Here is a 24,683-nt window from a genome sequence, read left to right as displayed (position 1 = left end):
GGTTCAGGCGTCCAGGTCGTCGCAGCGGCCCAGGGCGTCCGGCTGGTGCTCCTCGACCCGGCGCAGCATCCGTCCGAGCTGGCCGGCGAGCACCGCGCGCTCCTCAGTGGAGGCGTCCCGCAGCAGGTCCTCCTCGAACACCGCCGCCATCCGCATCGACTCCAGCCACTTCTCCCGGCCGAGCCGGGTGAGCTCGATGTTCACCCGGACCCGGTTGCTCTCGTCCCTGGTGCGGGTGACCAGCTCCGCCGCCGCCATCCGGTCCACCCGGTGGGTCATCGCGGCCGGGGTCAGGCCGAGCCGCCTGGCGAGCTCGCCGGGGCCGAGCCGGTAGGGGCTGCCGGCCACGATCAGGGCCTTGAGCACCTCCCAGTCGGCCGAGCTGATGCCCAGCTCGTTGAGCTGCCGCCCGTAGGCGACGGTCATCCGCCGGGCGAGCCGGGACAGCGTCGAGACGATGGTCTCGACCTGCGGGTCGACCATGGGGAACTCACGCTGGTACGCCGCGACCTGTTCGTCGATCTGCAGCTCGGTACTCATACCCCTCAGTGTCTCACAATCGTTTCGCCCCGAAGACTTTAGTAGTGTACTCTTTCAAAGGAAACAGAAGACGGCAGAGGCAGTAGAGGGGCGGTGCAGCATGGCGCGCACAATTCGGCAGGTTCAGATCGGCAACGCACTCAGCGCGTTCGGCAGCGGCTTCACCGTCCCCTACATGTTCGTGTACGTGAACGAGGTGCGCGGGCTCGGCTCGATGACCGCCTGGCTGGTGTTCACCCTGTTCGCCCTCGCCGCCCTGGTCGCGCTGCCGCTGGCCGGGCGCGGGATCGACCGCTACGGGCCCCGTCCGGTGCTGGTCGCCGGGGCGGTGACCGCCTCGCTCGGGGCGCTGGCCTTCGGGCACGCCACCGGCACCGGCCACATCCTGATGTCCGCCTTCCTGTTCGGCGCGGGCGTCGCGGTGGTCCAGCCGGCCCTGGCCACGATGATCGTCCGCTGCTCCACCGCGGCGACCAGGGCGCATGCCTTCGCGCTGCAGTTCACCCTGGTCAACCTGGGGATGGGGATCGGGGCGATGATCGGCGGCCAGATCGTCGACGTCAGCCGTCCGACCAGCCTGACGCTGCTGTTCACCATCGAGGCGCTGATGTTCCTGGTACTGGCGGCGGTGACCGGCAGCGTCCGGATCCCGGCGGCGCCGACCGACGCGACCGCCTCCGCTGCCCCGGCCGCGGGCGGTCCGCGCTCGGACTTCCGCACCCTGCTCGCCGACAAGGCCATGATCCGGATCTGCGTGCTGGCCGGGCTGATCTTCTTCACCTGCTACGGCCAGTTCGAGTCCGGCGTCGCCGCCTACGCCACCGACGTGGTCGGCACCTCGCCGTCCGTGCTCGGCCTGGCGCTCGGGGTGAACACCCTGGCCATCGTGGCGCTGCAGATGATCGTCGTGCGGATCACCGCGCGCCGCCGCCGCAGCACCGCGATCGCGGCCACCGGGCTGGTCTGGCTCGGCGCCTGGACCGCGGCGGCCGTGGCCGGCCTGGTCTCCAACGGGACCGTGGCGACCGCGGCGATGCTCTCCGTCTACATGCTGTTCGGCGTCGGCGAGGCGCTGCTCGCGCCGACCCTCGGCCCGATCATCGCCGACCTGGCCCCGGCGCAGCTGCTGGGCAGCTACAACGCGGCGTTCTCGCTGGTGAAGCAGGTCGCCGTGGCGATGGGCCCGGCGGCCGGCGTGCTGCTGGTCGGGGCCGGGCTCTCGCCCGCGTACCTGCTGGTGATGGCCGGCTCGACGGTGCTGATCGTGGTGCTGGCGCTGCGGCTGCGGAAGCAGCTGACCGGCCCGCAGGACAACGCGGTGCGGCGGCAGCGGGTGGTGGCCGGTTCCAGGCCCGCGGACACGCTGGAGCCCCGGCTCGCGGCCTGACCGGCCCGGGCCGGCGGCCCGGTTCCCGGCGCCCCGGCCCGACCGGCCTGCCGGTGAACAGCGGGCGGCTGGGTGGTGAACAAGAGCCGCACGGGGGTTGAGGGACTACAACGCTGTAGTACTTTCTGACTGCCCAGCGATTCGATCCCCCTGCCGAAGGCCGCAGATGTCCGTCCTCACCTACCCAGAAGCGATCGGCGTCGGTCTGCTCCAGGGCGTCACCGAACTGTTCCCGGTCTCCAGCCTCGGCCACAGCATCCTGGTGCCGGCCCTGCTCGGCGGGCACTGGAAGGCGGACCTCAACGTCTCCGCCGCCGACTCCCCGTACCTGAACGTGCTGATCGGGCTGCACCTGGCCACCGCGCTGGCGCTGGTCGTCTACTTCTGGCGGGACTGGGTCCGGGTGATATCCGGCCTGTTCAGCTCGATCCGGCACCGGCGGATCGAGACCGTGGAGGAGAAGCTGGCCTGGCTGCTGATCGTGGCGACCATCCCGGTCGGCATCGCCGGCCTCGCGCTGGACAAGGTGTTCCGGGAGTCCCTGGGCAAGCCGATCCCGGCCGCGATCTTCCTCACCCTCAACGGTGTGGTGCTCTACGTGGCCGAGCGGCTGCGCCGCGGCGGCACCGGGCGGCGCCGGGCCGGGGACGACCCGGTCGTCCCGCTCGCCGGTGACGAGGAGGTGCACCCGGACGTGCTGTCCGACCGCCGGATCACCAAGCTCCGCTGGGGGCAGGCCCTGGTCATCGGCGCGGCCCAGATCCTGGCCCTGCTGCCCGGCATCAGCCGCTCCGGAGTGACCATCAGCACCGGGATCTTCAAGGGCATGCGGCACGAGGACTCGGCCCGCTTCGCCTTCCTGCTGGCCACCCCGGTGATCGGCGCGGCGGCCCTGCTCAAGGTGCCCTCGCTGATGGGGCACGAGGGCGACGGCATCCGCGGCCAGGTGCTGGCCGGGGCGGTGGCCGCGTTCGTGGCCGGGTACATCGCGGTGCGCTTCCTGACCAAGTACTTCGAGACCAGGACGCTGACCCCGTTCGCGATCTACTGCTTCGTCGGCGGCCTCGGCAGCCTGGCGTACCTGACCCTGGCCTGAACGCCGCGCGCAGCGCCGCCGGTGTCCCTCGTACGGGTGGTCGAGCGGCGCGTGTACCGGGAGCTGGGCGGTTCCTCTGCTCGAATGATCGTCTGAACGTTCTGAACGTACCCGGGCGAGAAGAGGCGCGGCTGATGACCGGTCGAGGGCCAACGGCCGCACTGTCCGCGGCGGTCGCCCTGACGCTGCTGCTCCTGCTCAGCGGCTGCGTCGAGGTCCGCGGCACGGCCGTGCGCGGGCAGTCCTCGGGCCGGTCCGGATCGGTCTCCAACGACTCCCTCGGCCTGGCCCGGCCCTTCCTGCCGCTGCCGGCGGTCACCCCGGCCGCCGTCCCCGACGGCTACGACCCCGGCGCCGACGCCGCGGCGGACATCGCCGCCGCCCAGGCCGCCTCGCACGCCGACGGGCGGCCGGTGCTGCTGGACTTCGGCTCGGCCTGGTGCCAGGACTGCCAGGCGCTGACCGCCCTGGTGCGGAACCCCGGCGTGCACCTGATCCTGGCCCGCAACTACCACACGGTGACGATCGACGTCGGGCACTACGACCGCAACATGGACCTGGCCGGCCGCTATGTGAGCCTGCCCGGCAGCGGCATCCCGGCGCTGGTGCTGCTCGGCGCGGACGGCACCCCGAGCCGTCCGGCGGGCGCCGAGCAGTTCGCCGACGCCAGGAGCCTCAGCTCCGACCAGGTGGCGAACCTGCTGGTGGACTGGCTGTACCCCGGGAACTGACGCTCCGTCCCCAACTGCACCCCCGGAATCTCTTGGATTCAACCGTCACTAGGATTACCTTTCTATAACGCGGGGCGAAGTTCAGCCGTTCGACGGACGGCGTCGCACTGCGATCGCCTAATCCTGTTTCTGGGAACCGGGGAACCACGTAACTCTGGGGTGAATCAGCCGAGGTCTGGCTGTAGGGGACCTTCCTCTCCGAACCCGTCAGCTAACCCGGTCGGCGAGAGGGAAGGAAAGGAGTACGCCGAACGTGGCGTCGCACCAGCCCACTTGGGCACCCGTACAGTCCACGGCCGTCCTCGGGTTCGCGGCCATGGCCGCCGTCGGAGCCACCGGCTTCGCCGCGGTGCCCGCACAGGCGGTGGACAGCTCCGCGAGGGGCGGCACCCTGCTGCTGGCCCAGGAGCACGACCAGGACGAGTCCGTCGCGGCACCCGCGACCGACCCCGGTCTCGCGCTCACCGAGCGGATCCAGACCCAGGCGGTCCAGCAGCGGGCCACCGCCGAGGACGCCGCGCGGCGCCAGGCGGCGCAGCTGGCGGCGGCCAAGCACGCCAGGGCGCAGCAGATCGCGGCGGAGGACCAGGCCCGTGCGGCGGCCGACCAGGCGGCCCGGACCCGGGCGGCTCAGGAGCAGTTGTGGGCGCAGCAGGCGCAGGCCGAGCGGGCCCACGCCGAAGCGGCGGCGGCAGCGCAGGCGGTCGGGCCGCGGCTCGGCACCCTGGTGGCCCCCGTCGCCGGTTCGGTCCCCGGGGCGGGCTTCGGCCAGTCCGACTCCTTCTGGGCGCATCTGCACACCGGTCAGGACTTCGCCGCCCCCACCGGCACCCCGGTGGTGGCGATCGGCGACGGCAGCATCACCTCGGCGGGTTGGGCCGGCGCGTACGGCTACCGGGTGGTGCAGACCCTGGCCGACGGCACCGAGCTCTGGTACTGCCACCTCTCCGCGATCGGCGCGGGCGCGGGCGCGGTGACGGCGGGTCAGCCGATCGGCCGGGTCGGCGCGACCGGCAGCAACGTCACCGCTCCGCACCTGCACCTGGAGGTGCGGCCGACCGGCGGCGAGCCGGTCGACCCCTCGACCTGGCTGGCCGGGCACGGCCTCGCCCTCTGAGGCCGGTTCGCGATTGGGCCGACTGAGGGTCGGCCGCCCCCCTGAACACCGAGGGTCCCGCTGACACCCCCCCGACAGCGGGACCTTCGGTATGTCCGGGCTCAGCCCCGGCGGTCGACCGCCGCCCAGGAGGCCAGCGCCACCCCGGAGGACACCACGGCCACCGAGGGCCAGGCGCCCAGCTTCTTCGCCAGCGGGTGCGAGCCCGCGAACGCCGCCGCGTACAGGCCGGTCAGCGCGACCGCTGTGGCCGGTCCCGCGGCCCGCTTCCACTGGGTCGCCGCCACCGCGCCCGCCCCGAGCAGGGCGAGGCCGCCGAGTTCGCGCCGCTTCGTCGCCCGGGCGATGCCGAAGCCGCCGACCAGGCCGCCGGCCGCGACCAGGGAGGAGGGGATCCGTGCCATGGAAGTGTGTCCTTGTCTCAGTCGGTACTGGGTCTCAGTTGGTTCTGGTGTTGTGCAGGTGCAGGCCGATGTAGCCGATGTAGATCCGCCCGGTTCCCGAGCAGTCGTCGTGGTAGTGCAGCCGCGGCGCGGTGCCGCCGCCCCCTATCCGCAGGTGGGCGCCCATGAAGACCTTGCCGGCCGGGTTCACCTCGACCGGGACCGGCAGCTCGCGCTCGCCCTTCCACTTGCCGTTGGTGCGCACCGTCCGGGACTCGTCGCGGATCACCTTGCGGGGCGGGAAGACATGGCAGTCGGCGGGGGTGTTCTCGCACCATCTGCGGAAGTCGCCGCCCGACTCGCCGTGCACCGCGGCCTCGGCGTAGTCCTGCAGCGCCAGCAGGGCGTCCCAGGCCATCCTTACCCAGGTGGGGTGGTCGGTCTGGTCGTCCAGCTCCTTGGCGAGGCGGTGGTCGCCGGTGAAGGCCAGCAGCGGGAACTCGTCCAGCCGCTCGACCAGTTCGGCGAAGGAGACCGGGTCGACCCGCAGGCTGTCCGGCAGCGTCCGCGGCGCGGCGTCGCCGTCGGCCTCGGCCAGGCGTCCGCGCAGCGAGCGGACCTGGGTCCTGGCCTCGCGCAGCTCGCTGTACTGCTCGTCGTACTCGGCCGCGAGCTGGGACTCGCGCTCCTCCGCGGCCCGCAGCCAGCGGCGTACCTCCTGCAGCTCCTCGGCGCGGGCGCGCTCCTCGTGGACCTCCTCCTCGTGGTGGTCCACCAGCAGCGACCCCGGCTGGACGCCGTCGATCTCGGGGCTGCTCTCGATCGGCCCGCTGGTCCGGCCGCCCGCGCGCAGCGGCGGCAGCCCGGCCAGCGCGTCCGGCAGCGGGGACTGCACCGCGAGCCGGCGCGGCAGCCAGGCCAGCAGGCCGCTGGCGCGGCGCAGGTCGGCGTCCAGGGTGTGCCGGCCCATCACCCGGTGCCGCTGGGCCTCCGGGGCCCAGGCCGGGTCAAGGCCGGGCAGGTAGGTGCGGACCGCGCCGCCGTACACCCGGTGGTGCTCCAGGGCCCGGTTGAAGTCGCGCTCGGCGCCGGGCGCCAGCGCGTACAGGACGGCCAGCCCGGCGCAGCCGCGCAGCAGCGGGTCGACGGTCTCGGCGAGCCAGTCGTCGAAGTCGGTGCGGGGCGGGGTGCTGGCGACCACGATCGGCATCCGCCGGTCCGGGTCGCAGAGCTCGTCCAGCACCTCGTCCACGTCACCGCGTTCGATCACCGTGGGCAGGCCGTGCAGCCTGGCCGCGCCCGGATGCTCGCCCTCGGTGGCGGAGAGCACGTCCAGCAGGCCCCTGGCCAGGGTCGGCACCGGGGCCTTGGTCGCCGAGGAGCCGCGGACCGGCAGTTGCTCGGCGTCGAGTCTGATCCAGGTGGCGCCGGTCGGCGGGGTGCTTACGGTCAGTGAGGTCTGCCAGATTCCCTGGGGCGTGAACTCGCGTAGTCGCCAGCGCGCGACCGACTCCTTGGCGCCGGTCGCGCCGCGGATCCGCTCCTTGAGGGCGCAGTCGAGCACGGCCTGCGGACCGACCCGGTGCCGACCGTCCTCGGCGCCCGGGTCGTCGTAGTGCTGCGCCTTCAGCCAGTGTCTGACCTGCTGCCCCGCGAGGGTGACCGTGTCCCGGTGGCTGTGTCCACTGGCCACGGCCATGCGATAGATGCCGTCTGTCATCCGCTGGCCTCCTGACGCGTCTCGGCGTCACTGCACGTTGCGTGCGGGTGTTAAGAGGGACAACGTGGAGAGGACCTCCGATGGTTCCGGTGCGATCAGCTGGAGGCGTGAGCAGGGGTGGTGCGCGCCGTTATTCTGCGCCGTCCGACCCGGTCCGCGCGGTGGTGTCGGCGGGTTCCGGGTGTTGCGGTTGCTGCGGGAGGGGCTGCTGGGGCTGCGGCTGGGCGGGGCGGTACTGCTGCGGCAGCGGCTGCAGCGGCTGCGGGCCCGGGTAGGCCGGCGGGCGGAACCCCGGCTGCGGCTGGGCCGGCAGGTACGGCGCGGGGGCCTGCGGCTGCGGCGCGGGGTAGCCGGTGGTCCGGTAGCCGGTGGGACGCGCGTACGGGCCCGGCTGGGCGTACGGCGCGGGCTGCGCGTACGCCCCGGGCTGGGCGTACGGGCCCGGCTGCGGGTACGGGCCGGGGGCCTGGCCGTACGGGCCCGGTGCGGCCGGGTACCTGCCGGGGCCGTAGCCCGGGCGCGGGCCCTGTGGGTAGCCGTAGCCGTACGGCCGCCGCGGCTGCGGGTGCTTGCGGTACCACTCCTGCGCGCCGACCCGGACGAACACCTCGGCGACCCGCTCGCGCCGCTCCCACAGGTGGTGCAGCAGCTCCTGCTCGCGCTCGGTGAAGTCCGCCCCGGCCAGCCCGCGCTCGGCCCGCTGCCGCAGGAACGCCAGCGAGGTGGCGAAGCTCAGGTACTCGCCCATGGTGCGGGCCCCGTCCTTGCCCTGCACGAACCGGGCCAGCTCCTTGGACTGCCGCCGGGTCCGCACCGTCGACAGCACCAGCGGCACCTGCGGCGCGAGCCAGCCCGCCGCCACGTACACCGGCAGCTGGCGCTCCACCACCAGCAGCTCGCTCCGCCGGGACCACACCACCAGCCAGACCATCAGGCCGAACACCGGCACCATGAAGAGGAAGTACACACCGAGGAAGCCGAGCCCGCCCAGCGCGGAGGAGCCGTTCCAGGTGCCGTGCATGAACATGGCGCAGACCCAGCCGCCGATCGGCGCCAGCACCATCAGCCAGCGCCTGCGGGTCATCGCCGCGACGCCGAAGCCCACCCCGGTCATCCCGGTGAACAGCGGGTGCGCGAAGGGCGACATCACCTCGCGCAGGATGAAGGTCACCACGGTCAGCGCGAAGCCGTGGCCGTCGCGCTCGCCCTCGGTCACCGAGCGGCCGATGTACAGGATGTTCTCGGTGAAGGCGAAGCCGGTCGCGGTGAAGCCCGCGTAGACCATGCCGTCGACGATGCCGCTGAAGTCGCGGCGGCGGAACAGGAAGAGGAGGAGGATCGCGGAGCCCTTCGCGGACTCCTCGATCAGCGGGGCGACCACGCTGGCGCCGACGGTCTCGCCGCTGCCGATCTGGTGCTCGATCAGCAGCGAGGTCGCCCAGGTGTTGGCCAGCAGCGCCACCAGCGTGGCGGCGAAGGCGCCCCAGGCGAAGCAGAACAGCAGGTTGCGCAGCGGCTTGGGCTCGATCCGGTCCAGCCAGTAGAACGCCCCCAGCACCAGCGGCACCGGCAGCACCGCGAGCGAGATCCCGATCAGCAGCCCCGAGGTCCCGGTCTGCCGCTGCACCAGCGCCAGGATCGCCACCCCGCACAGCGCGAGCAGCACGATCAGGGCGGTCAGCCGCAGGACCTTGCTCTCCAGCGGATTGCGGCGCGGCTTGTAGCGGAGCCGCCGGGGCAGCTGGAACTGCGGCCCCTCCTCCTCGGCCCGGGGCACGGGCAGGTCGGCCATGTCCTCCACGCCCGCTGTCTCCGTGCGGGTGCGGTCGAGGACGGCCGGGTCGTCGGCCGGGACATTGGCCGAGGCATTGGCCGGGTCGGGCTGCGGGCTGCTCACCGTACGACCATAGCGGGGGCTCCGAGCCGCTTGTAAGCGGTTTGAGCAGCGGGGTCGTCCGAGGATTCTCAGCGGCGGCGGAACAGGAGGTCGTGCACGACGTGTCCCTTGTCGATGCCCTGCCGTTCGAACTTGGTCACCGGACGCCAGTCCGGGCGCGGGGCGTAGCCGCCGTCCTGGTCCGGGTGCAGGTTCTCCAGCTCCGGCGAGGCGCTCAGGACCTCGAGCATCTGCTCGGCGTAGGGCTCCCAGTCGGTCGCGCAGTGGACCGTCGCGCCGGGGCGCAGCCGGGACAGCGCGAGCGCCAGGAACTCCGGCTGGATCAGCCGGCGCTTGTGGTGCCGGGCCTTCGGCCACGGGTCGGGGAAGTAGATCCGCAGGCCGGCCAGCGAGGCCGGGGCCAGCTGGTCCCGCAGCAGGACGACTGCGTCGCCCTCGGCGAGACGGACGTTGGCCAGGCCGTCCGACTCGATCCGGCGCAGCAGGTTGCCGTGGCCGGGGGTGTGCACGTCCACGGCGAGGATCCCGGTGGACGGGTCGGCGGCGGCCATCGTCGCGGTGGCGTCACCCATCCCGAAGCCGATCTCGAGGATGACGGGGAGGGGGGCGGCGGGGTCGCCGAAGAAGGTGTCGAGGTCGAGCAGCTGCTTGCCGTCGACGCGTATGCCGTACGCCGACCACAGCCGCGACAACGCTGCGCGCTGGGCGTCGCTCATCCGGCCCTTGCGTGGGTGGAAGCTCCGCACCCGCTGTTCCCGGTGCAGGTCGTCTCCGACGGGGGCGGGGGTGCGCGGGGCAGCGGGAGGCACGAGATGGCTGGTCACAATGCCCCCAGTCTAACGACCCCCGAAACACCCTCCCGGGTACCGGCAGCCTCCGCCTGCGGCGGGCAGGGTGTGCTGAGAGTCACCCCCGCTGCGCGGGGCCCCCGCCTGCGGCGGGCCCACCCCCGCTGCGCGGGGCCCCCGCCTGCGGCGGGCCCACCCCCGCTGCGCGGAGCTGTGCCGCGCAGCGGGCGGGGTGTGCTGAGGGTCACTCTCGTTGCGCCGGGCCGGGCCGGGCCGGAGGCGGGGGGGTTACCGCGCGAGGGCGGTTAGGGCTCGTGTGGCGACCTCGCGGCCGATGGGGAGGGAGGCGGTGGCCGCGGGGGAGGGGGCGTTGAGGACGTGGACGGTGCGGGGGGCCTCGGCGAAGGCGAAGTCGTCGAGGAGGGTGCCGTCCCGGCTCACCGCCTGGGCGCGGACGCCTGCCGTGACCGGCAGCAGGTCGCCCTCGGTGACGGCGGGCAGCAGCCGCTGGACGTCGCGGGTGAAGGCGCGGAGCGACAGCGAGCGCCGTACTTCCACCGCCTCGGCCCGCCAGTGCCGCGCCGCCAGGCGCCACGCGCCGGGCCAGCCGAGCGTCCCGGCGAGCTCCCGCGGGTTGACCGCGCCCCAGCGGTAGCCCTCGCGGGCGAGCGCGGGGACGGCGTTGGGGCCGACGTGGACGCCGCCGTGCAGGTCCTTGGTGAGGTGGACGCCGAGGAACGGGAACAGCGGGTCGGGCACCGGGTAGACCAGGCCGTTCACCAACCCGGTGGTGCGCTCGGACAGTTCGAAGTACTCGCCCCGGAACGGGATGATCCGGACCCCGGGCTCGTCCCCGGCCAGCCGGGCGATCCGGTCGCTGTACAGGCCGGCGCAGTTGACCAGCACCTTCGCCCGGACCTCGGCCAGCGCGGTGGTGACCGTCACCCCGTCCGGCCGGCGCGCGATCGCGGTCACCGCGCCCCCGGTGCGCACCTCCGCGCCGGAGAGCTTGGCGTAGGCGTGCGCGATCGCCGGGTAGTCGGTGATCCCGGTGTCGCCGATGTGCAGCGCGGCGACCCCGCGCACCTGCGGCTCGTACTCGGCGATGCCGAGCGCGCCCAGCTCCCGCACCGCGAGCCCGTGCTCGCGCCCGCGCTGGGCCAGGGCGTGCAGCCGCGGCAGCTCCTCGCCGGTGGTGGCGACGACCAGCTTGCCGGTGGCCCGGTAGGGCAGCCCGTGCTCGCGGCAGAACCCGGCGAGCTCCCGGCCGCCGCCGACCGCGTACTGGGCCTTGAGCGAGCCGGGCTTGTAGTAGAGGCCGCTGTGCACCACATTGCTGTTGCGGCCGGTCTGGTGCCGGGCGAGCGCGGGCTCCTTCTCCAGCACGATCACCGAGACCCCGGGCTCGGCCCGGCTCAGCGCGTACGCGGTGGAGAGCCCCACGATTCCGCCGCCGACCACCACGACCTCGCAGTCGTACCGCACACCCCGCTCCTTCCGCCGTCCGCACCGACGGTTGGATCGTCCCACGCGGGTACGACAACCGGGTACGCCAGCCTGGTCACAACGGATGCGGAACGGGCCGGTCAGGCCGGCGCGGCCAGGACCAGCCGGGCCCGTTCGGCGAGCTCCACCGCGGCCCGCTCGCCCTTGAAGTGCTCGAGCCGGCGCAGCATCTCCTGGACGTACTCCCTGGTCCGCTGGGAGGAGATGCGCCCGGCGACCTCCACCGCACGGGTCCCGGCGGCCACCGCCGCGTCCAGGTCGCCGTCGTCCAGCTCCGCCAGCGCGGACACCACCAGCCGCAGCCCGTGCGAGCGGACGTACTCCTCGGTGGGGCTGGCCAGGGCGTGCTCGGTGAACTGACGGACCTTCAGCGGCACGCCGAGGTCGCGGTAGCACTCCGCGGCGTCCGCGGCGAGCCGGTCGTAGGAGTAGAAGTCGATCCAGGGCGGGTCGGCGTCGCCGGGACGGGCGCGTTCGAGCCGGCTCTCCGCCGCCGCGAGCGCCTGCGCGCAGGCGTGCGCGCTCCCGGCGCGGGCGTGCGCCCTGGCTTCCACCAGGTGGAAGAAGCTCATGGTCCGGGCGGTGGCCAGGCCCCGATTGCGTTCGATCGCGGCCTGGGCGAGGTCCACCCCCTCCTCGGCCGCACCCCGGTAGGTGGCCTGCAGGCTCATCGAGGCCAGGACGTACCCGCCGAAGGGGACGTCCGCCGCCGCCCGGGCCAGCCGCAGCGCCTGGATGTAGTAGCGCTGGGCGGCCTCGTGCTGGCCGGTGTCGAAGGCCATCCACCCGGCCAGCCGGGTCAGTTCGGCGGTCGCGCCGAACAGGGCGCGGCCCACCTCGTCGCTGTAGGAGCCGAGCAGCAGCGGGGTCGCGTCCTGCCGCAGGCACTCGGGCACCATCGAGGAGCGCCAGTCGCCGCCCCCGTAGCGGGAGTCCCAGTGCCGCGCCTCGCCGGCCGCCTGCCGCAGCTTCGCCGCGTCGGCGTGGCCGACCCGGTAGGCCCGTCCGTCCCCGGCCGCCGCCCGGACCCGGGCGGCCTCGCCGTGGACCTCGCCGAAGTCGGCGGCCACCGCCCTGATCCGCTGGGCCTCCCCGCGCAGGTCGCCGGCCTCGCGGGCGACCGAGCTGTCCACCGGGGTGATCAGCCAGCGCGACACCGGGGTGGCGTACGCGGTCACCGAGAAGGTTCCGGCCAGGTTGTCCCACCAGCCGCGGCCCCGGCCCTCGGACCGGGCCGCCGCGCCGGAGTCCAGCCGCCAGAGCTCGGTCACGTGCCGGACCGCCTCCTGGACGTCCCGGGGGAAGGCCAGGCCGATCTCCGGCGCGGGGTCGCTTCCGGCCAGTCCTATCTCCTCCAGCGGGACGCTGCGGCCCAGCTTCCCGCCGATCGCGGTGGCGATCAGCTGCGGCACCGCCCCCTGCGGGACCATGCCCTTGCCGACCCAGCGCGCCACCGAGGTCTTGTCGTAACGGAAGGTCAGACCCCGTTGCGCCCCCAGGTCGTTGACCCTCCGGGCCAGCCCGGCGTTGCTGATGCCGGCGAGCGCCAGCAGCGTGCCGAGCCTCTCGTTGGGCTCGCGCCCAGTGGTGGTCATGCCCTGTGCCACCTCCCCGCCGGTTCCCGTCAGCTCCGGGTCTCCATGGTCCTGCGCCCGCACTTGTACCCAGAGTAGTTCCCCGCCTGCCCAGGGTTAAGGGGCTGCGTTCCGGATGGCGAGATACCGCTCTCACTATTTCGGCGCCGGAGCCGAACCATGCACCCGCCGCGTGTGGCCGTGCGCCCCGCCGTGCTCCCTCCCTGGGGCAGGGGGCCGGGGGTTGGATTCCGGATGTGGGTCGGCCTGCGGTCGAGGAGGGCAGGTCGGGGGAACACTGCCGCACTCCCCGCGCGGTGGTGGGCCGGCTCGGGGGGTGTGCGGACACCCTCCGGGCCCGGAGCCTCAACCGCGACTGCGTCCGGGCCGGGGAGGGGGCGGTCCGGGCGCAGTCCATTTCGGTCCGGATGCTTCCGGTCGCTCCGCATCCTTTCGGCGGGCGGTTTCGCCATTTTCTGAAATTGATCGCGCGCACCCTGCGGATGACCCGGGGCGCTGATGGCACGATGTCCTGTGACAGCCCCTGACGGTGCGACAAGCAGCCTGCTGTGCCCGTCTCGGAGCCTCTGGAGGCGTCGATGCGGTGGTTGGTGGGGTGGAACGGCGCGTCGGCGGTCAACGAGCCCCGACTGCGTGACCTGCGCCCGCTCGGCGGGCGGCTGATCTGGCCCGGCCCCGACCCGCTCTGGGCGGTCGGCGGCTGGCGGCCGGAGGAGATCCGCACGGTCAGCGTCTACCGGCAGCACCACGCCGCCGACGACGCCGTCCGCACCGGCTTCCCGGACCTGCCCGAGGACCCGGAGGACCCGGCCGCGGTGGACGGCGCGGTGGCCCGGCTCGCCGTGGTCGGCCGCTGCGGCGCGGGTGACGCCGCGCTGCGCGGCGCGCTGCTCGCGGCCAGCGGCGGGGCGCTGCGCCACCTCACCGTCTGGCCCGGCAGCTACACCGTGGTGCTCCAGCAGGGCACCAGGACCACCCTGCTCGGCGACCTGGTCGGGGTCCGGCCGGTGTTCCACACCCCCTGGTGCGGCGGGACGGCCTACGCGACCGCCGGGCTGCCCCTCGCCGACCTGGTCGGGGCCCGGGTCGACCCGCTCTACCTGGCCGCCAGGCTGGCCGTCCCGGACGCACCGGAGATCGTCGCCGAGCACAGCGCGTTCACCGGCGTGCGCCGGGTCGCCCCGGCGCGTGCGCTCAGCATCCGCGCCGGGCGGCCTCAGGAGCAGTCGTACGAACCGCACCAGCCCAGTGTCGGCGGGCCGCCGCCGACCCGGGCCGGGACGGCCGAGGCCACCGCGACCGGCGAGGTCACCCGCAGCCTGCTCGAAGCCGTCCGCAGCCGGGTCCGCGGCGGCACCGGGCAGCCGAGCCGGATCAGCACCGACCTGTCCGGCGGCAGCGCCTCCACCGTGCTCACCCTGCTGGCGGCCGGAATACCGCGACCCGCGAGCAGCCCGCTGCCGCCCGCGTCCGGAACGGCCCAGGACCACCTGCCGGTGCCCCGGCAGTCGGTGGACGAGCGCTGGGGCGACCCGCGCAGCTCCCGCACGCTGCACCACGGCCCGCCCAGCCCGGTACTGGCGACGGAGCCGGCCAGGACCGGGGCGGTCCGCGGCTCCTGGGCCCGCGGCGGGACGGCGCCGGGGCCCGCCGACAACCCGCTGCTGGTGGTCACCTGGACCGACAGCAGCGCCGCGACCGAGCAGGCGGCGCCCGACCCGGCGCACACCGCCGAGCTGGTCCGGGCCCAGTCCCTGGCCGTCGCCGACACCCGCCTGGACCACCTGCTGGTGGCCGGCGGCCCGGACACCCTGCCCTACGCCGACCTGCTCGACCCGGACCTGGCCGGGCCGCTCACCGACGAGCCGGGCGCGGCCCTGATCGCCGGGCTCCGGCACCGCCGCCGCCTGGCCGAGGCGGGCACCGACCACCTCGGCGGGCACGGCGGACGGCAGGTCCTGGACGGGCACCCGGCGCGGCTGGCCGACCTGCTGCTAGAACACCACCGGATGCCGCTGCTGCGGCCGATCACCGCCCTGGCCCGTGCCGACAGCGGCGCGCACCCGCTGCAGGGGGCGTTCGGCACCCCGATCTCCGTGCTGCGGGCGGCCCGCCGGCTGGCCCGCACCAGCTACGCGGAGGGCCTGGAGGACACCGCCGCCCAGCTGATGGCCCGTCGGCGGCGGACCGCGACCACCGCGGGCTCCGCCTCGGTGCAGTCGCTGACCTGGTGCGATCCCTCACCGGCCGCCCGCTGGCTGACCGATGACGCACTGTCGGCGGTCGCCGTGCGACTGCGGGTGGCGACCCGGCGCACCGCTCCCGACCTGCGCCCCGGCGAGCGCCGGGCCCGGCTCGCGGTGCAGCGGCAGGCGGCCGAGTTCCGGGTGCTCACCCATGTGGTCGAGGACGGGCAGCGGCTGCACGCCCCCTTCCTCGACAACCAGGTGGTCCGGGCCTGCGACCTGGTCCCGGCCTCGGCCCGGGTGCAGCCCGGCTCCCGGCACGCGATCCTGCGCAGCGTGCTGGCCGGCGCCGGGATCACCGCGCTCCCCGCCGACTGGGGCACCGCCACCCCGCCCGACCCCTATGCCGCCGCCGCGAGCGTCCGGGCCGGGCTGCGGCACTCGCTGGCCGCACTGGACCGGATGTTCGCCGCCCCGCTGCTGGCCGACCTCGGCCTGCTCGACGCCCGGGTGTTCCGCCGCGCCCTCCATGCCGCCGCGGGCAACCGTCCGGTGCCGCTGGACGGGCTCGCCGCGGTGGTCTCCACCGAGCTGTGGCTGCGCCGCCTGCACGCCCGCCAGGGCTCCTGCTGGACCGGCCTGCCGCTGGCCGAACGGCGCGCGATCGGCGCCCGCGAGCCGGGTCCCGAGCCGGTGCGCGAGCCGGTGCGCGAACCTGCGTCCGAGCCGGGGCGCGAGCCCGTCCGCGAGCCGTTGCGCGAGCCGGGGCCGGGGCAGCGGCGGCAGCAGGGGTACGACGGCGGCCGGGAGGCCGGGCGGGACCCGATCGGCGTGCCGTAGCCGCGGGGTGCCCGGCAAGCCCAACCATGGGTGCCATGCCCACCGCGCCCCCCTCACCCTCCTCGACGCCGGCACCGCATCCGTTCACCACCGCACCGCCCGGCATCGTCGTCGGCGTGGACGGCTCGGACGGGTCGCTCTGGGCGCTCGACCGGGCCTTCACCGAGGCCGCCGCGCTCTCCCTGCCGCTGCACGTGCTGTCCGCGGTCAACCCCTCCCCGGCCGGATTCGCCCCCGGGGTGGCCGAGCTGGCCGAGGAGAGCGCGGAGCGGCTGCTCCGGGGCATGTGCGAGGTCACCGAGCGGGCCATCGCCGGAGTCGCCCCGCGGCACCCGGGCGCCCCGATGCCCGCGCTGTTCGCCCTGCTCGGCAACCCGATCGACACCCTGCTGGAAGCCTCGGCCCGGCACCACACCCTGGTCGTCGGCGCCCGTGGCAACGGCGGCTTCCGCCGACTGCTGCTCGGCTCGGTGGCCTCCGCGCTGGTGCACCACGCGGCCTGCCCGGTGCTGCTGGTGCCGGCCCGGAATACTCCGATCGAGGCACCGGTTGACATCACCTGACCAAACAGACAAAAGGAGCCGTCCGCCGTGAAGATCGAAGTGTTCAGCGACATCGCCTGCCCGTGGTGCTACATCGGCAAGCGTCGCTTCGAGCGAGCGCTGGCGGCCTTCCCGCACCCGGTCGAGGTGGTCTACCGGCCGTACCAGCTGGTCCCCGACGCCCCGGCCGAGGCCACCCCGCACCGGGCCTGGCTGGCCGAGCGCTACGGGCCGCAGTCCCGCGCCATGGACGACCGGGTCGCCGCGCTGGGCGCGGCCGAGGGCATCCGCTACGACTTCGACGCCGCGCTGCACGCCAACACCTTCGACGGCCACCGGCTGCTGCGGCTCGCCGCCGTCGAGTACGGGCTCCCGGTCCAGCACGACCTCAAGGAGCGGCTGCTCGCCGCCCACTTCAGCGACGGGGTCGACATCGGCGACCACGAGGCGCTGACCGGCATCGCCGTCGCGGCGGGCCTGGACCGGGACCGGGTCGCCGCCTACCTCGCCTCGAACGAGGGCGCGGCCGAGGTGACCGCCGAGCTGGACGAGGCCCGTGCCATCGGCATCACCTCGGTGCCGACCTTCGTCATCGACGACACCTGGGCGGTGCAGGGGGCCCAGGAGAGCTCCACCTTCCTCCGCGCCCTGGAACAGGCCGCGGCCGAGGGCAGCGTCGGCGCCCATGCGGCGGCCCACGGTGACGGAGAGGCCTGCGCCGACGGCAGCTGCGCCGTCTGACCCGGTTCGGTGCCGGTCGAGCGGGCAGCCCTCAGCTGCAGCTGAACCGGGCGTTGGCCCAGTCCGCGACGTTCACGGCCGCGCCGAACAGCCCGTCCCGCGCGGGCGTCGCCACCAGCCGGATCGCCGTCACACCGGTCAGCGGCACGCTGACCGGGACGGCGGGCTCACCGCCGCGCACCACGCCGGAGCGCCACAGGGTGCGCCCGGTCGTCGCGTCCAGCACCGTGAAGCGGGCCGCGCCGAAGCCCAGGGTCATGTCGTCGATGCCTGCCTCGGCGTCGAACTCCCGGCACTGACGGTTGAGTTGGACGGTGACCGAGGACGGCGCGTGCACCGTGATCCCGCGCCCGTAGCTCTGCCCGCCGACCCGGACGCCGCGGCTGCGCTGCCAGACCCAGCTGGAGACGCTCCCGTCCAGGCTGGGCCCGGTCGGTGAGCCGACCCCGCTGTAGGGCAGCGCGTCCACGTAGTAGTCGGCCGGGGCGGGCGGCGGCGGGGGCGGTGTCGGCGTGGGCTTGGGGGGTGTCGGCGTCGGTTTCGGCTTGGGCGCGGGAGTGTGCCGCACGGTGGGCTTCGGCGCCGGGGTGTGCCGCACCGTGGGCCGCGGCTTCGGGTGGACCACCGGCGCCGGGGGCGGCGGGACGGGCGCCGCCGAGGGCGCGGGCGGCGGGGGCGGCACGATCGAGGCCGGGCTGGGGACCACCTTCGCCGCCTGCGGCTTGGGCGGTGGCGGCTTGTGCTCGCTGCCGCTGAGGGCGAAGACCACCCCGGCCACCGCCACCACGGTCACCACCGCGGCGATCCCGGCCTTCGCCGGGAGCCCGAGGCCCTCGCTCGCCGCCGCACCGCCGGCCGCGCCACCGCCGCTGCCGCCGGCGGCCGCCCCGGCCGCGGTGCCGCCGGCCGCCGTCCCGCTCGCGGCCACGCCCACACCGACGCCGAGCCCGGCGGCCCCGGCCGCACCCGCGGCCAGCACCGTGAAGTACCCCGAACCGATCCACACCAGCACACCCGTCGGGAGCAGCTCGCGCAGGCTGTGGTTGAGGTCCACCAGCTCCAGGTACGCCGCCGAGCAGCGGTCGCACTCCTGCATGTGCTCGCGGATGTCCCCGGACGCCCGCTTGCCGAGCGAACCGCGGGCGAACGCCCCCAGCTTGCGGGCGTGCTCCTCGCAGGCGGTCTGCTGCGAGTCGGAGATGTGCGCCTGCAGGAACTCGGTGGCGAGCCGGTCCCTGGCCCGGTGCGCCTGCACCGCCGTGGCGTTGGCGGTCTTGCCGATGATCGCGGCGACCTCGCGCGGCGGCTCCTGCTGCACCTCGGTGTGCCAGAGCAGCACCTGGTCGGAGGGTTCGAGCTTGCTGAACGCGCGCAGCACCAGCGAGTGGTCGACGCCCGCCATCGCCCAGGCGTCCGCGCCGGGATCGGTGGTACTGACGTCGGCGACCACGGCCGAGGTCGCCGCGAACAGGGTGAAGTCGTCCACGAGTTGCTCGCGCCGGTCGCTGCGGCTCCAGGTCGCGGCGATATTGCGGACGGCCGTCAGCAAATAGGCGCGGACCGCGAACTCGGGCCCCTTGCCTGCCCGCAGGGCCTGCAGGGTGCGTGCGAACACCTCGCCAGCCAGGTCCTCCGCGGTGAAGGCGTCCCGGCAGCAGGTACGGGCGTAGCGGCGGACGGCGTCCGCGTGCCGTCGGTACAGCTCCTCGAACGCGGAGTCGTCCCCGGCCCGGACCGCGGCGGTGAGCGCGGTGTCGGAGGCCGGCAGCTCCTCGTCGTCCACCGGGCCGCCGGGGGCCGGGACCGTGGCGTTCGTGACGTCGGTGGTGTCGGTGGTGTTGACGGGAACGGTCTCCGGCCCTGCGCCGGATACGGGCCTCGGGCCGGCGCGGTGCCGGGGGCCCTGCGCCGGGATGTGCGGCAGCGGTTCGGCGACGGTCTCCGCCGCCGGGGCGTCACGTGCCTCGGGGACGGCCCCCGCCTCGGGGGCGACCCCTGTCTCCGGGCGGTCCGCGCCCCGATCGTCGTCCTGGCCGTCAACACGCATGGCAGCCCCCGTGTCCATCCACGGCCACACCATGCCACGGGGATCATCGCCGCACACCCGGTTCGACAACGGACCACTCGTCCGTGGAGCGCCGAACTGGTCCCGCGTGCGACTCTCGTACGCGGGACCAGCGGGCTCTCCTGCGCGGGTCCTCCTAGCCGGCCCGCAGGCCGTCCAGCAGAATCCGCAGCAGCCGGGTCGACGATCCGAGACCGGTCTCCCGGACGTCGGCCGTCCCCGCCGCACCGGCCTCGCCGCCCGCCGCGACGGGCGAGGTGTACGAGGGAACCGACGCCGTCAGCACCAGCACCACGTCCGACACGGTCACCCCGGGCCGCAGTTCGCCGGCCGACCGGGCCCGCTCGACCAGCTGCGCCAGCAGCTCCAGCAGCCGCGCCGGGTCCGCGTCCCCGCCGCCCTCCCCGGTCGGCGGCGCCGCCACCTCGAGTGAGGGGACGTTACCGGCCGCGCGCTGCACCGGGATCCGCTCCATCCGCTCGGCGTGCCGGAACGCCTCCGGGGGAAGCAGCCGGCCCGCGCCGGTGGCCACCGCCCGGGTGAGGTACCCGGCCAGCGCGTCCCAGGGCTCCGGTTCGCCGTTCAGCGACTCCCACGCCTGCGCGGTGAGCCAGCTGACCTCCTCCGCGGCGATCCGGCGGACCAGCACCTCTTTGCTGGGGAAGCGGCGGTACACCGTGCCGACGCCGACCCCGGCCCGCCGGGCGACCTCCTCCATCGGCGCCCCGTAGCCGAGTTCGCCGAAGACCTCGCGAGCCGCCCGGAGCACACTCTCCAGGTTGCGCCGGGCGTCCACCCGAAGTCGGCCGCCCGCAGCCGCACCGGCACCCGAGCCGCTCACGCTGCCCATGCCGCCCACGCCGCCGCCCCCGCTTCCCGAACTCCCCGCCGCGATTCCCGGCCTTCCGTTCCGCTGCTCCGGAATCGAACGCTCCGATGCGTGCGGAACTGTATGTTCCTGCTGAACCATGATGTTCGTCCTCCCCCCGTGGGCACCCCGACCTCCGCGGTGCCCCCCTACCCGCACACGATGTAGTGAGCCGGTCACCGGCGCACAGACTCCACGACCATAGTTGAGAGCAGATCGGACCGAACAGGGGCCTTCCCAAGGATTGGGTAGCTCCGCCTCCGCTCAGGGCCCGGCACAACAGGGGCGCAACGTAGGGCATATGGGCAGAAGAACGGATCTGGTTGCGGACATTACGGGGTGTACCACCCATTCCATACCGGTCCTGAAATCACCACCCTCTGCGCACCCGTCTCACCGGATTCAAGCGCGCACTATGTACAAGCGGCCGTCGAAGGTGCGAAATGGACCGGTGACACCGGTGACCACCCCACCAGAGACACCCCCGCGGATCCTGCTCGTCGGCGGGGGCCATGTCGGCCTCTACACCGCCCTGCGGCTGCAGCAGCGGCTGCGCCCCGGCGAGGCCGAACTCACCCTCGTCGACCCCAAGTCGTACATGACCTACCAGCCGCTGCTGGCCGAGGCGGCGGCCGGCGCGGTCGACCCCCGGCATGTCGTCGTCCCGCTCCGCCGGGTACTGCCGCGCGCCCAGGTGGTGCTCGGACGGCTGAGCGGCCTCGACCCGGCCACCCGCACGGCCACCGTGACCGTCCCCGCGCCGGTGCACGGGCACACCGAGCGGGACCTCCAACTCCCTTACGACCTACTGGTCCTGGCACCGGGTGCGATCCCGCGGATACTGCCGGTCCCGGGTCTGGCCGAGCACGGCATCGGCTTCCACAGCGTGGAAGAGGCCGTCTCGCTGCGCAACCACGTCCTGGCGCAGCTCGACCTGGCCTCCTCGACCCGTGACGCCGCGCTCCGCGAGGCCGCACTGACCTTCGTCTTCGTCGGCGGCGGCTACGCCGGCACCGGCGCGCTCGCCGAACTCGAGGACATGGCCCGCTACGCGGCCAAGCACTACCCCGGCGTCGACGCCGAGGACATGCACTGGGTGCTGGTCGAGGCCGGGAAGCGGATCCTGCCCGAGACCGAGCCGGACGTCGGCCTGCGCACCACCGCCGAACTGCGCGGTCGCAACATCGAGGTCAGGCTCGGCACCAGGCTGGAATCCGTCGCCGACGGCGTGGTCACCCTCTCCGACGGCAGCCGCTTCGCCGCCCGCACCCTGGTCTGGACGGCCGGGGTCCGGGCCAGCCCGGTGCTGCGCCAGACCCGGCTGCCCTGCGACGCGCAGGGACGGCTCCGCTGCGACGCCACCCTGCGGGTGCTCGGCCAGGACGGCATCTGGGCGGCCGGCGACGGCGCCGCCGTACCGGACCTGGCCCGGGTCGGGGAGTGCTGCGCGCCCAACGCCCAGCACGCGGTCCGGCAGGCCCGGGTCCTCGCCGACAACATCGTCGCGCAGCTGAGGGGCGAGCCGCTGACCGAGTACCGGCACGAGCTCAAGGGCTCGCTCACCTCCCTCGGGCTGCACAAGGGTGTCGCCCAACTCCGCGGCCGGGCCCTGCACGGCCGGTCGGCCTGGCTGCTGCACCGCGCGGTGCACCTGCGCCGGGTGCCGACGCTGGACCGCAAGGCCCGGGTGCTCGCCGACTGGTTCCTGGCCGGGGTGCTCAAGCGGGAGATCGTGTCGATGGGCGCCCTGGAGCAGCCGCGGGCCGGCTTCGAGATGGTGATGGAGCAGGACCGGGAGTGAGGACGGTAGCGAGGACGGGAGGGACGGCTGGGGCGGCATAGGGAGGGGGCGGAAGGGGGGTAGCGAGCCGAGGGGGAGGAAGGGGAGGAGGAGCACGAGCAGGGAGGTGCCCGAGATGGGTATCTCCTGAGAGTGGCCAGGCATGATGTCGCTCGCCGGGGACATCAGCCACACTGGTCCGAACGTCCCGAGCCCCACGGCCGGGCCGTCCGCCGACCGAGCACCCGTCAGGATGAACATCCAGGCTGGACCCTGCTGAACACTTGTACAGGAAAGGTCCTGTGAATCTCACGCGTTGGAGCGTCCGGCTCCCCGGAGGACAACGACGAGCCTCGACGTCACCCCAGGTGACGCGGCCCGCCGATGGCGCGGTCAGCGGCGAGGCGCTGCTCCCCACGGCCCGGGAACTGCTCGACGCCCACGCCCCGGCCGCCGGAACGCCGTCCGCCGGAGGTGGTGGTGCCGGTGGCGGCAAGGAGGGCAGGGCCGACCAGCAGCCCACCGTCCAGGACGTGCTCGGACACCTGCCCGCACTGGTCGCCGTCAGCTACGGCCCCGGTCACCGCCTCGGTTACCTCAACCGCGCCTACACCGAGGTCTTCGGACCGAGGCCCACCGGAGTGCCCGCGCACCAGGTGATGCCCGAACTCGAAGAGCTCGGCCTGCTGCCGCTGATGGACCAGGCGTTCCGCACCGGGCGGCCCCGTACCGTCAAGGCGCGCAAGGTCACCCACTCGTCGTTCAACAGTTCCCACAGCTCTGCCGCGGGCGTCGGCGGAGGCGGCTCGGAGTCGGGCTCCGGTCCGGCTTCCGGCTCCTCAGGTACTGGCACCGGCTCGGGTTCCGCGGGCGCCGGGTCCGCCGCCGAGCGTCCCCGCTACTACACCTTCGTCTGTGCACCGGTCCGCGAGAGCGAGGACCTCGGCCAGCAGATCACCGCCCTCGCCGCGACCCACCAGCACCAGCAGGGACGGATCACCACCAGCCCGCGCAGCGCCTTCGGCGCGCTCCGCCGCAGCACCAACGCCGCCGACGTCTGCGGCGTGCTGGTCTTCGGCGCCGAGGTCACCGACCAGGTCCAGGTCACCGAGCGGCTCAGGGAGAGCGAACGCCGGCACCGCGAGGCCGCCGTCACCCTGCAGCGCAGCCTGCTCCCGCAGAAGCTCGAACAGCCCGACGACCTCCGCGTCGCCGCCACCTACCAGCCCGGCGGCGCCGACGCCGCCGTCGGCGGTGACTGGTACGACGTGATCACGCTCGGCGGTGGACGCACCGCCCTGGTCATCGGCGACGTGATGGGCCGCGGCATGCGCGCCGCCGCCGTCATGGGCCAACTGCGCACGGCGGTCCGCGCCTACGCCCGGCTCGACCTGCCCCCGCACGAGGTACTGCAACTGCTGGACGGACTGGCCTCCGAGATCGACGCCACCCTCATCGCCACCTGCGTCTACGCCGTGTACGACCCGAGCGAGCAGCGCATCACCTACTCCTCGGCCGGCCACCTGCCGATGATGATCCGTGAGACCGACGGCTCGGTCACCCGCCCCGAGGAACCCTGCGGCCCCCCGCTCGGCACCGGCGGCTACCTGCACACCTCCGCGACACTGGCCTTCGGCACCGGGGCCACCGGCGTCCTCTACACCGACGGACTGGTCGAACGCCGGGGCCAGGACATCGACGAGGGTCTCGACGGGCTGGCCCGCACCTTCGCCGGCGCCACCGGCATGCCGGACGTCATCTGCTCCCGGCTGCTGCGCGCCATGGGCGTCACCCCCGACCACGACGACGACGTCGCCGCGCTGGTCTTCCAACTGCCGGACCACGACCCGGACACCGCCGAGCTCTTCCGCAGCGCGTCACTGGACCTGCTCGGCGGAGCCGAAGCGGTCTCCAGCGCACGGGCGTTCACCACCGGGGTGCTGTCGAGCTGGCGACTGGGAGAGGAACTGCTCGACCTCGGTGTCCTCGCGGTGAGCGAACTGGTCTCCAACTCCTTCACCCACGGCCACCCGCCGATGCACCTCCGGCTGCGCCGTACCGACCGTCGGCTCACCATCGAAGTCACCGACGCCGACGACCACCTCCCGCGCCGCCGCCGCGCCGAGCCGGCCGACGAGACCGGCCGCGGTATCGCCATCGTCGCCACTATCGCCAGCAGCTGGGGAACCCGCCGCACACCGGACGGCGGCAAGGCCGTCTGGTGCGACTTCCTGCTCCCCGCAGCACGTCAGACGACTCGTCAGCAATCGGTTTGACATCGCCCAGGCAGCCGCCTAATGTACGTCGAGCTGCCTGAACAGGAGCCCCGAACGCGCTGAGCGCGGCCGGTCCTGGGCAGCCACTCCACCGAAAGAATCGCAGGGCTGTTCTTTGGCATGCGGTCTTTTCGAAGGAATAGCGGAATTGGCTCGGACCGAGGAATTCCGCTAGAGTTTCACTCGTCGGAACGGGCCGGAAACGAGCCCGGGAAGACGGAAAGCAGAGCCAAAACGGTCTGCTAAGCTTTGAAACAGAACGAAGCGCCCGGAGGGTCGGTGTGAGAGCCGCCTGAAGGAAGTGTCCGTTCCTTGAGAACTCAACAGCGTGCCAAAAGTCAACGCCAAATGTTGATACCCCGACCAGCCGCTTTTGTGGTGGTTGGACGTGGTTCCTTTGGGAAAAAATAGAGTAGTAAACACTAGCGAGGACGCAGTGCACAGGGTCGGCTATTCCGCTGGCTGCTGTGCCGCTCAACGCGGGTGCTATTCGGGATTACCCGATGACATTCACGGAGAGTTTGATCCTGGCTCAGGACGAACGCTGGCGGCGTGCTTAACACATGCAAGTCGAACGGTGAAGCCCTTCGGGGTGGATCAGTGGCGAACGGGTGAGTAACACGTG

The 24,683-nt window shown here is 73.7% G+C and carries 18 protein-coding genes, 1 rRNA gene and 1 riboswitch; of the genes, 10 read left to right on the top strand and 9 right to left on the bottom strand.

The genetic code is table 11. From position 1 onward, the window contains the following. Positions 1-3: 3 nt before the first annotated feature. The gene (locus tag ACEZDG_RS12250) at positions 4-540 is read right to left on the bottom strand and encodes a MarR family winged helix-turn-helix transcriptional regulator (protein ID WP_380506998.1); all 537 of its coding nucleotides are present in this window, start codon (positions 538-540) and stop codon (positions 4-6) included. Between the two features lie 100 nt (positions 541-640). Between ACEZDG_RS12250 and ACEZDG_RS12245 the strand changes: the two genes are divergently transcribed. The 4 genes from ACEZDG_RS12245 to ACEZDG_RS12230 all read left to right on the top strand — a co-directional run bounded on the left by ACEZDG_RS12245 (position 641) and on the right by ACEZDG_RS12230 (position 4,871). Next, positions 641-1,927, top strand: a complete 1,287-nt coding sequence (locus ACEZDG_RS12245; protein ID WP_380506995.1) for an MFS transporter — start codon at positions 641-643, stop codon at positions 1,925-1,927. Positions 1,928-2,093: 166 nt separating this feature from the next. After that, positions 2,094-3,023 carry an undecaprenyl-diphosphate phosphatase gene (locus tag ACEZDG_RS12240; protein WP_380506992.1) on the top strand — a complete coding sequence of 310 codons (930 nt, stop codon included), beginning with the start codon at positions 2,094-2,096 and terminating at the stop codon, positions 3,021-3,023. 134 nt (positions 3,024-3,157) lie between these two features. Continuing rightward, positions 3,158-3,754 carry a thioredoxin family protein gene (locus ACEZDG_RS12235; RefSeq protein WP_380506989.1) on the top strand — a complete coding sequence of 199 codons (597 nt, stop codon included), beginning with the start codon at positions 3,158-3,160 and terminating at the stop codon, positions 3,752-3,754. A gap of 104 nt (positions 3,755-3,858) precedes the next feature. Beyond that, positions 3,859-3,995, top strand: a riboswitch (cyclic di-AMP (ydaO/yuaA leader). Between the two features lie 12 nt (positions 3,996-4,007). Then, positions 4,008-4,871, top strand: coding sequence for a M23 family metallopeptidase (locus ACEZDG_RS12230; RefSeq protein WP_380506986.1), 864 nt, complete (start codon positions 4,008-4,010; stop codon positions 4,869-4,871). A 101-nt stretch (positions 4,872-4,972) separates the two neighbouring features. Here ACEZDG_RS12230 and ACEZDG_RS12225 read toward each other — a convergent pair whose 3' ends face one another. The 6 genes from ACEZDG_RS12225 to ACEZDG_RS12200 form a co-directional block, all read right to left on the bottom strand. Further along, positions 4,973-5,275, bottom strand: a complete 303-nt coding sequence (locus ACEZDG_RS12225) for a hypothetical protein (RefSeq protein ID WP_380506984.1) — start codon at positions 5,273-5,275, stop codon at positions 4,973-4,975. Positions 5,276-5,309: 34 nt separating this feature from the next. Continuing rightward, a complete protein-coding gene (locus tag ACEZDG_RS12220; RefSeq protein WP_380506981.1) occupies positions 5,310-6,974 on the bottom strand; it encodes a hypothetical protein in 1,665 nt (554 codons plus the stop codon). A 130-nt stretch (positions 6,975-7,104) separates the two neighbouring features. Then, on the bottom strand, positions 7,105-8,871 hold the full coding sequence (locus tag ACEZDG_RS12215; protein WP_380506978.1) for a PrsW family intramembrane metalloprotease: 1,767 nt from the start codon (positions 8,869-8,871) through the stop codon (positions 7,105-7,107). Positions 8,872-8,939: 68 nt separating this feature from the next. After that, on the bottom strand, positions 8,940-9,698 hold the full coding sequence (gene trmB / locus ACEZDG_RS12210) for a tRNA (guanosine(46)-N7)-methyltransferase TrmB (protein WP_380508497.1): 759 nt from the start codon (positions 9,696-9,698) through the stop codon (positions 8,940-8,942). A gap of 249 nt (positions 9,699-9,947) precedes the next feature. Then, positions 9,948-11,144, bottom strand: coding sequence for an L-2-hydroxyglutarate oxidase (lhgO, locus tag ACEZDG_RS12205; protein WP_380506976.1), 1,197 nt, complete (start codon positions 11,142-11,144; stop codon positions 9,948-9,950). 101 nt (positions 11,145-11,245) lie between these two features. Next, on the bottom strand, positions 11,246-12,760 hold the full coding sequence (locus ACEZDG_RS12200; RefSeq protein WP_380506974.1) for a hypothetical protein: 1,515 nt from the start codon (positions 12,758-12,760) through the stop codon (positions 11,246-11,248). Positions 12,761-13,338: 578 nt separating this feature from the next. On the opposite strand from ACEZDG_RS12200, the gene ACEZDG_RS12195 reads away from it, so the two are divergent. From ACEZDG_RS12195 to ACEZDG_RS12185, 3 genes are read left to right on the top strand one after another with little or no spacing between them, the layout of a single operon-like run. Beyond that, the gene (locus ACEZDG_RS12195) at positions 13,339-15,786 is read left to right on the top strand and encodes an asparagine synthase-related protein (protein ID WP_380506972.1); all 2,448 of its coding nucleotides are present in this window, start codon (positions 13,339-13,341) and stop codon (positions 15,784-15,786) included. Between the two features lie 35 nt (positions 15,787-15,821). Then, the gene (locus ACEZDG_RS12190) at positions 15,822-16,349 is read left to right on the top strand and encodes a universal stress protein (protein WP_380506969.1); all 528 of its coding nucleotides are present in this window, start codon (positions 15,822-15,824) and stop codon (positions 16,347-16,349) included. Between the two features lie 27 nt (positions 16,350-16,376). After that, positions 16,377-17,069 carry a DsbA family oxidoreductase gene (locus ACEZDG_RS12185; RefSeq protein WP_380506966.1) on the top strand — a complete coding sequence of 231 codons (693 nt, stop codon included), beginning with the start codon at positions 16,377-16,379 and terminating at the stop codon, positions 17,067-17,069. A gap of 31 nt (positions 17,070-17,100) precedes the next feature. Here ACEZDG_RS12185 and ACEZDG_RS12180 read toward each other — a convergent pair whose 3' ends face one another. Continuing rightward, on the bottom strand, positions 17,101-19,116 hold the full coding sequence (locus tag ACEZDG_RS12180; RefSeq protein WP_380506963.1) for a sigma-70 family RNA polymerase sigma factor: 2,016 nt from the start codon (positions 19,114-19,116) through the stop codon (positions 17,101-17,103). 154 nt (positions 19,117-19,270) lie between these two features. Further along, positions 19,271-19,984: a TetR family transcriptional regulator gene (locus ACEZDG_RS12175; RefSeq protein ID WP_380506960.1), complete on the bottom strand. Its 714-nt coding sequence runs from the start codon at positions 19,982-19,984 to the stop codon at positions 19,271-19,273. Between the two features lie 478 nt (positions 19,985-20,462). Between ACEZDG_RS12175 and ACEZDG_RS12170 the strand changes: the two genes are divergently transcribed. The 3 genes from ACEZDG_RS12170 to ACEZDG_RS12160 all read left to right on the top strand — a co-directional run. Next, a complete protein-coding gene (locus ACEZDG_RS12170) occupies positions 20,463-21,803 on the top strand; it encodes an NAD(P)/FAD-dependent oxidoreductase (RefSeq protein ID WP_380506957.1) in 1,341 nt (446 codons plus the stop codon). A 512-nt stretch (positions 21,804-22,315) separates the two neighbouring features. Beyond that, positions 22,316-24,058 (top strand): ATP-binding SpoIIE family protein phosphatase, encoded by a 1,743-nt coding sequence (locus tag ACEZDG_RS12165; RefSeq protein ID WP_380508494.1) that lies wholly within the window; start codon positions 22,316-22,318, stop codon positions 24,056-24,058. Between the two features lie 509 nt (positions 24,059-24,567). Beyond that, positions 24,568-24,683: ribosomal RNA gene (locus ACEZDG_RS12160) — 16S ribosomal RNA — on the top strand; the annotation flags it as partial.

Origin of the sequence: Streptacidiphilus alkalitolerans (assembly GCF_042511045.1) — a bacterium.
Classification (GTDB): domain Bacteria; phylum Actinomycetota; class Actinomycetes; order Streptomycetales; family Streptomycetaceae; genus Streptacidiphilus; species Streptacidiphilus alkalitolerans.
This window is presented reverse-complemented; position numbering and strand designations above follow the sequence as displayed.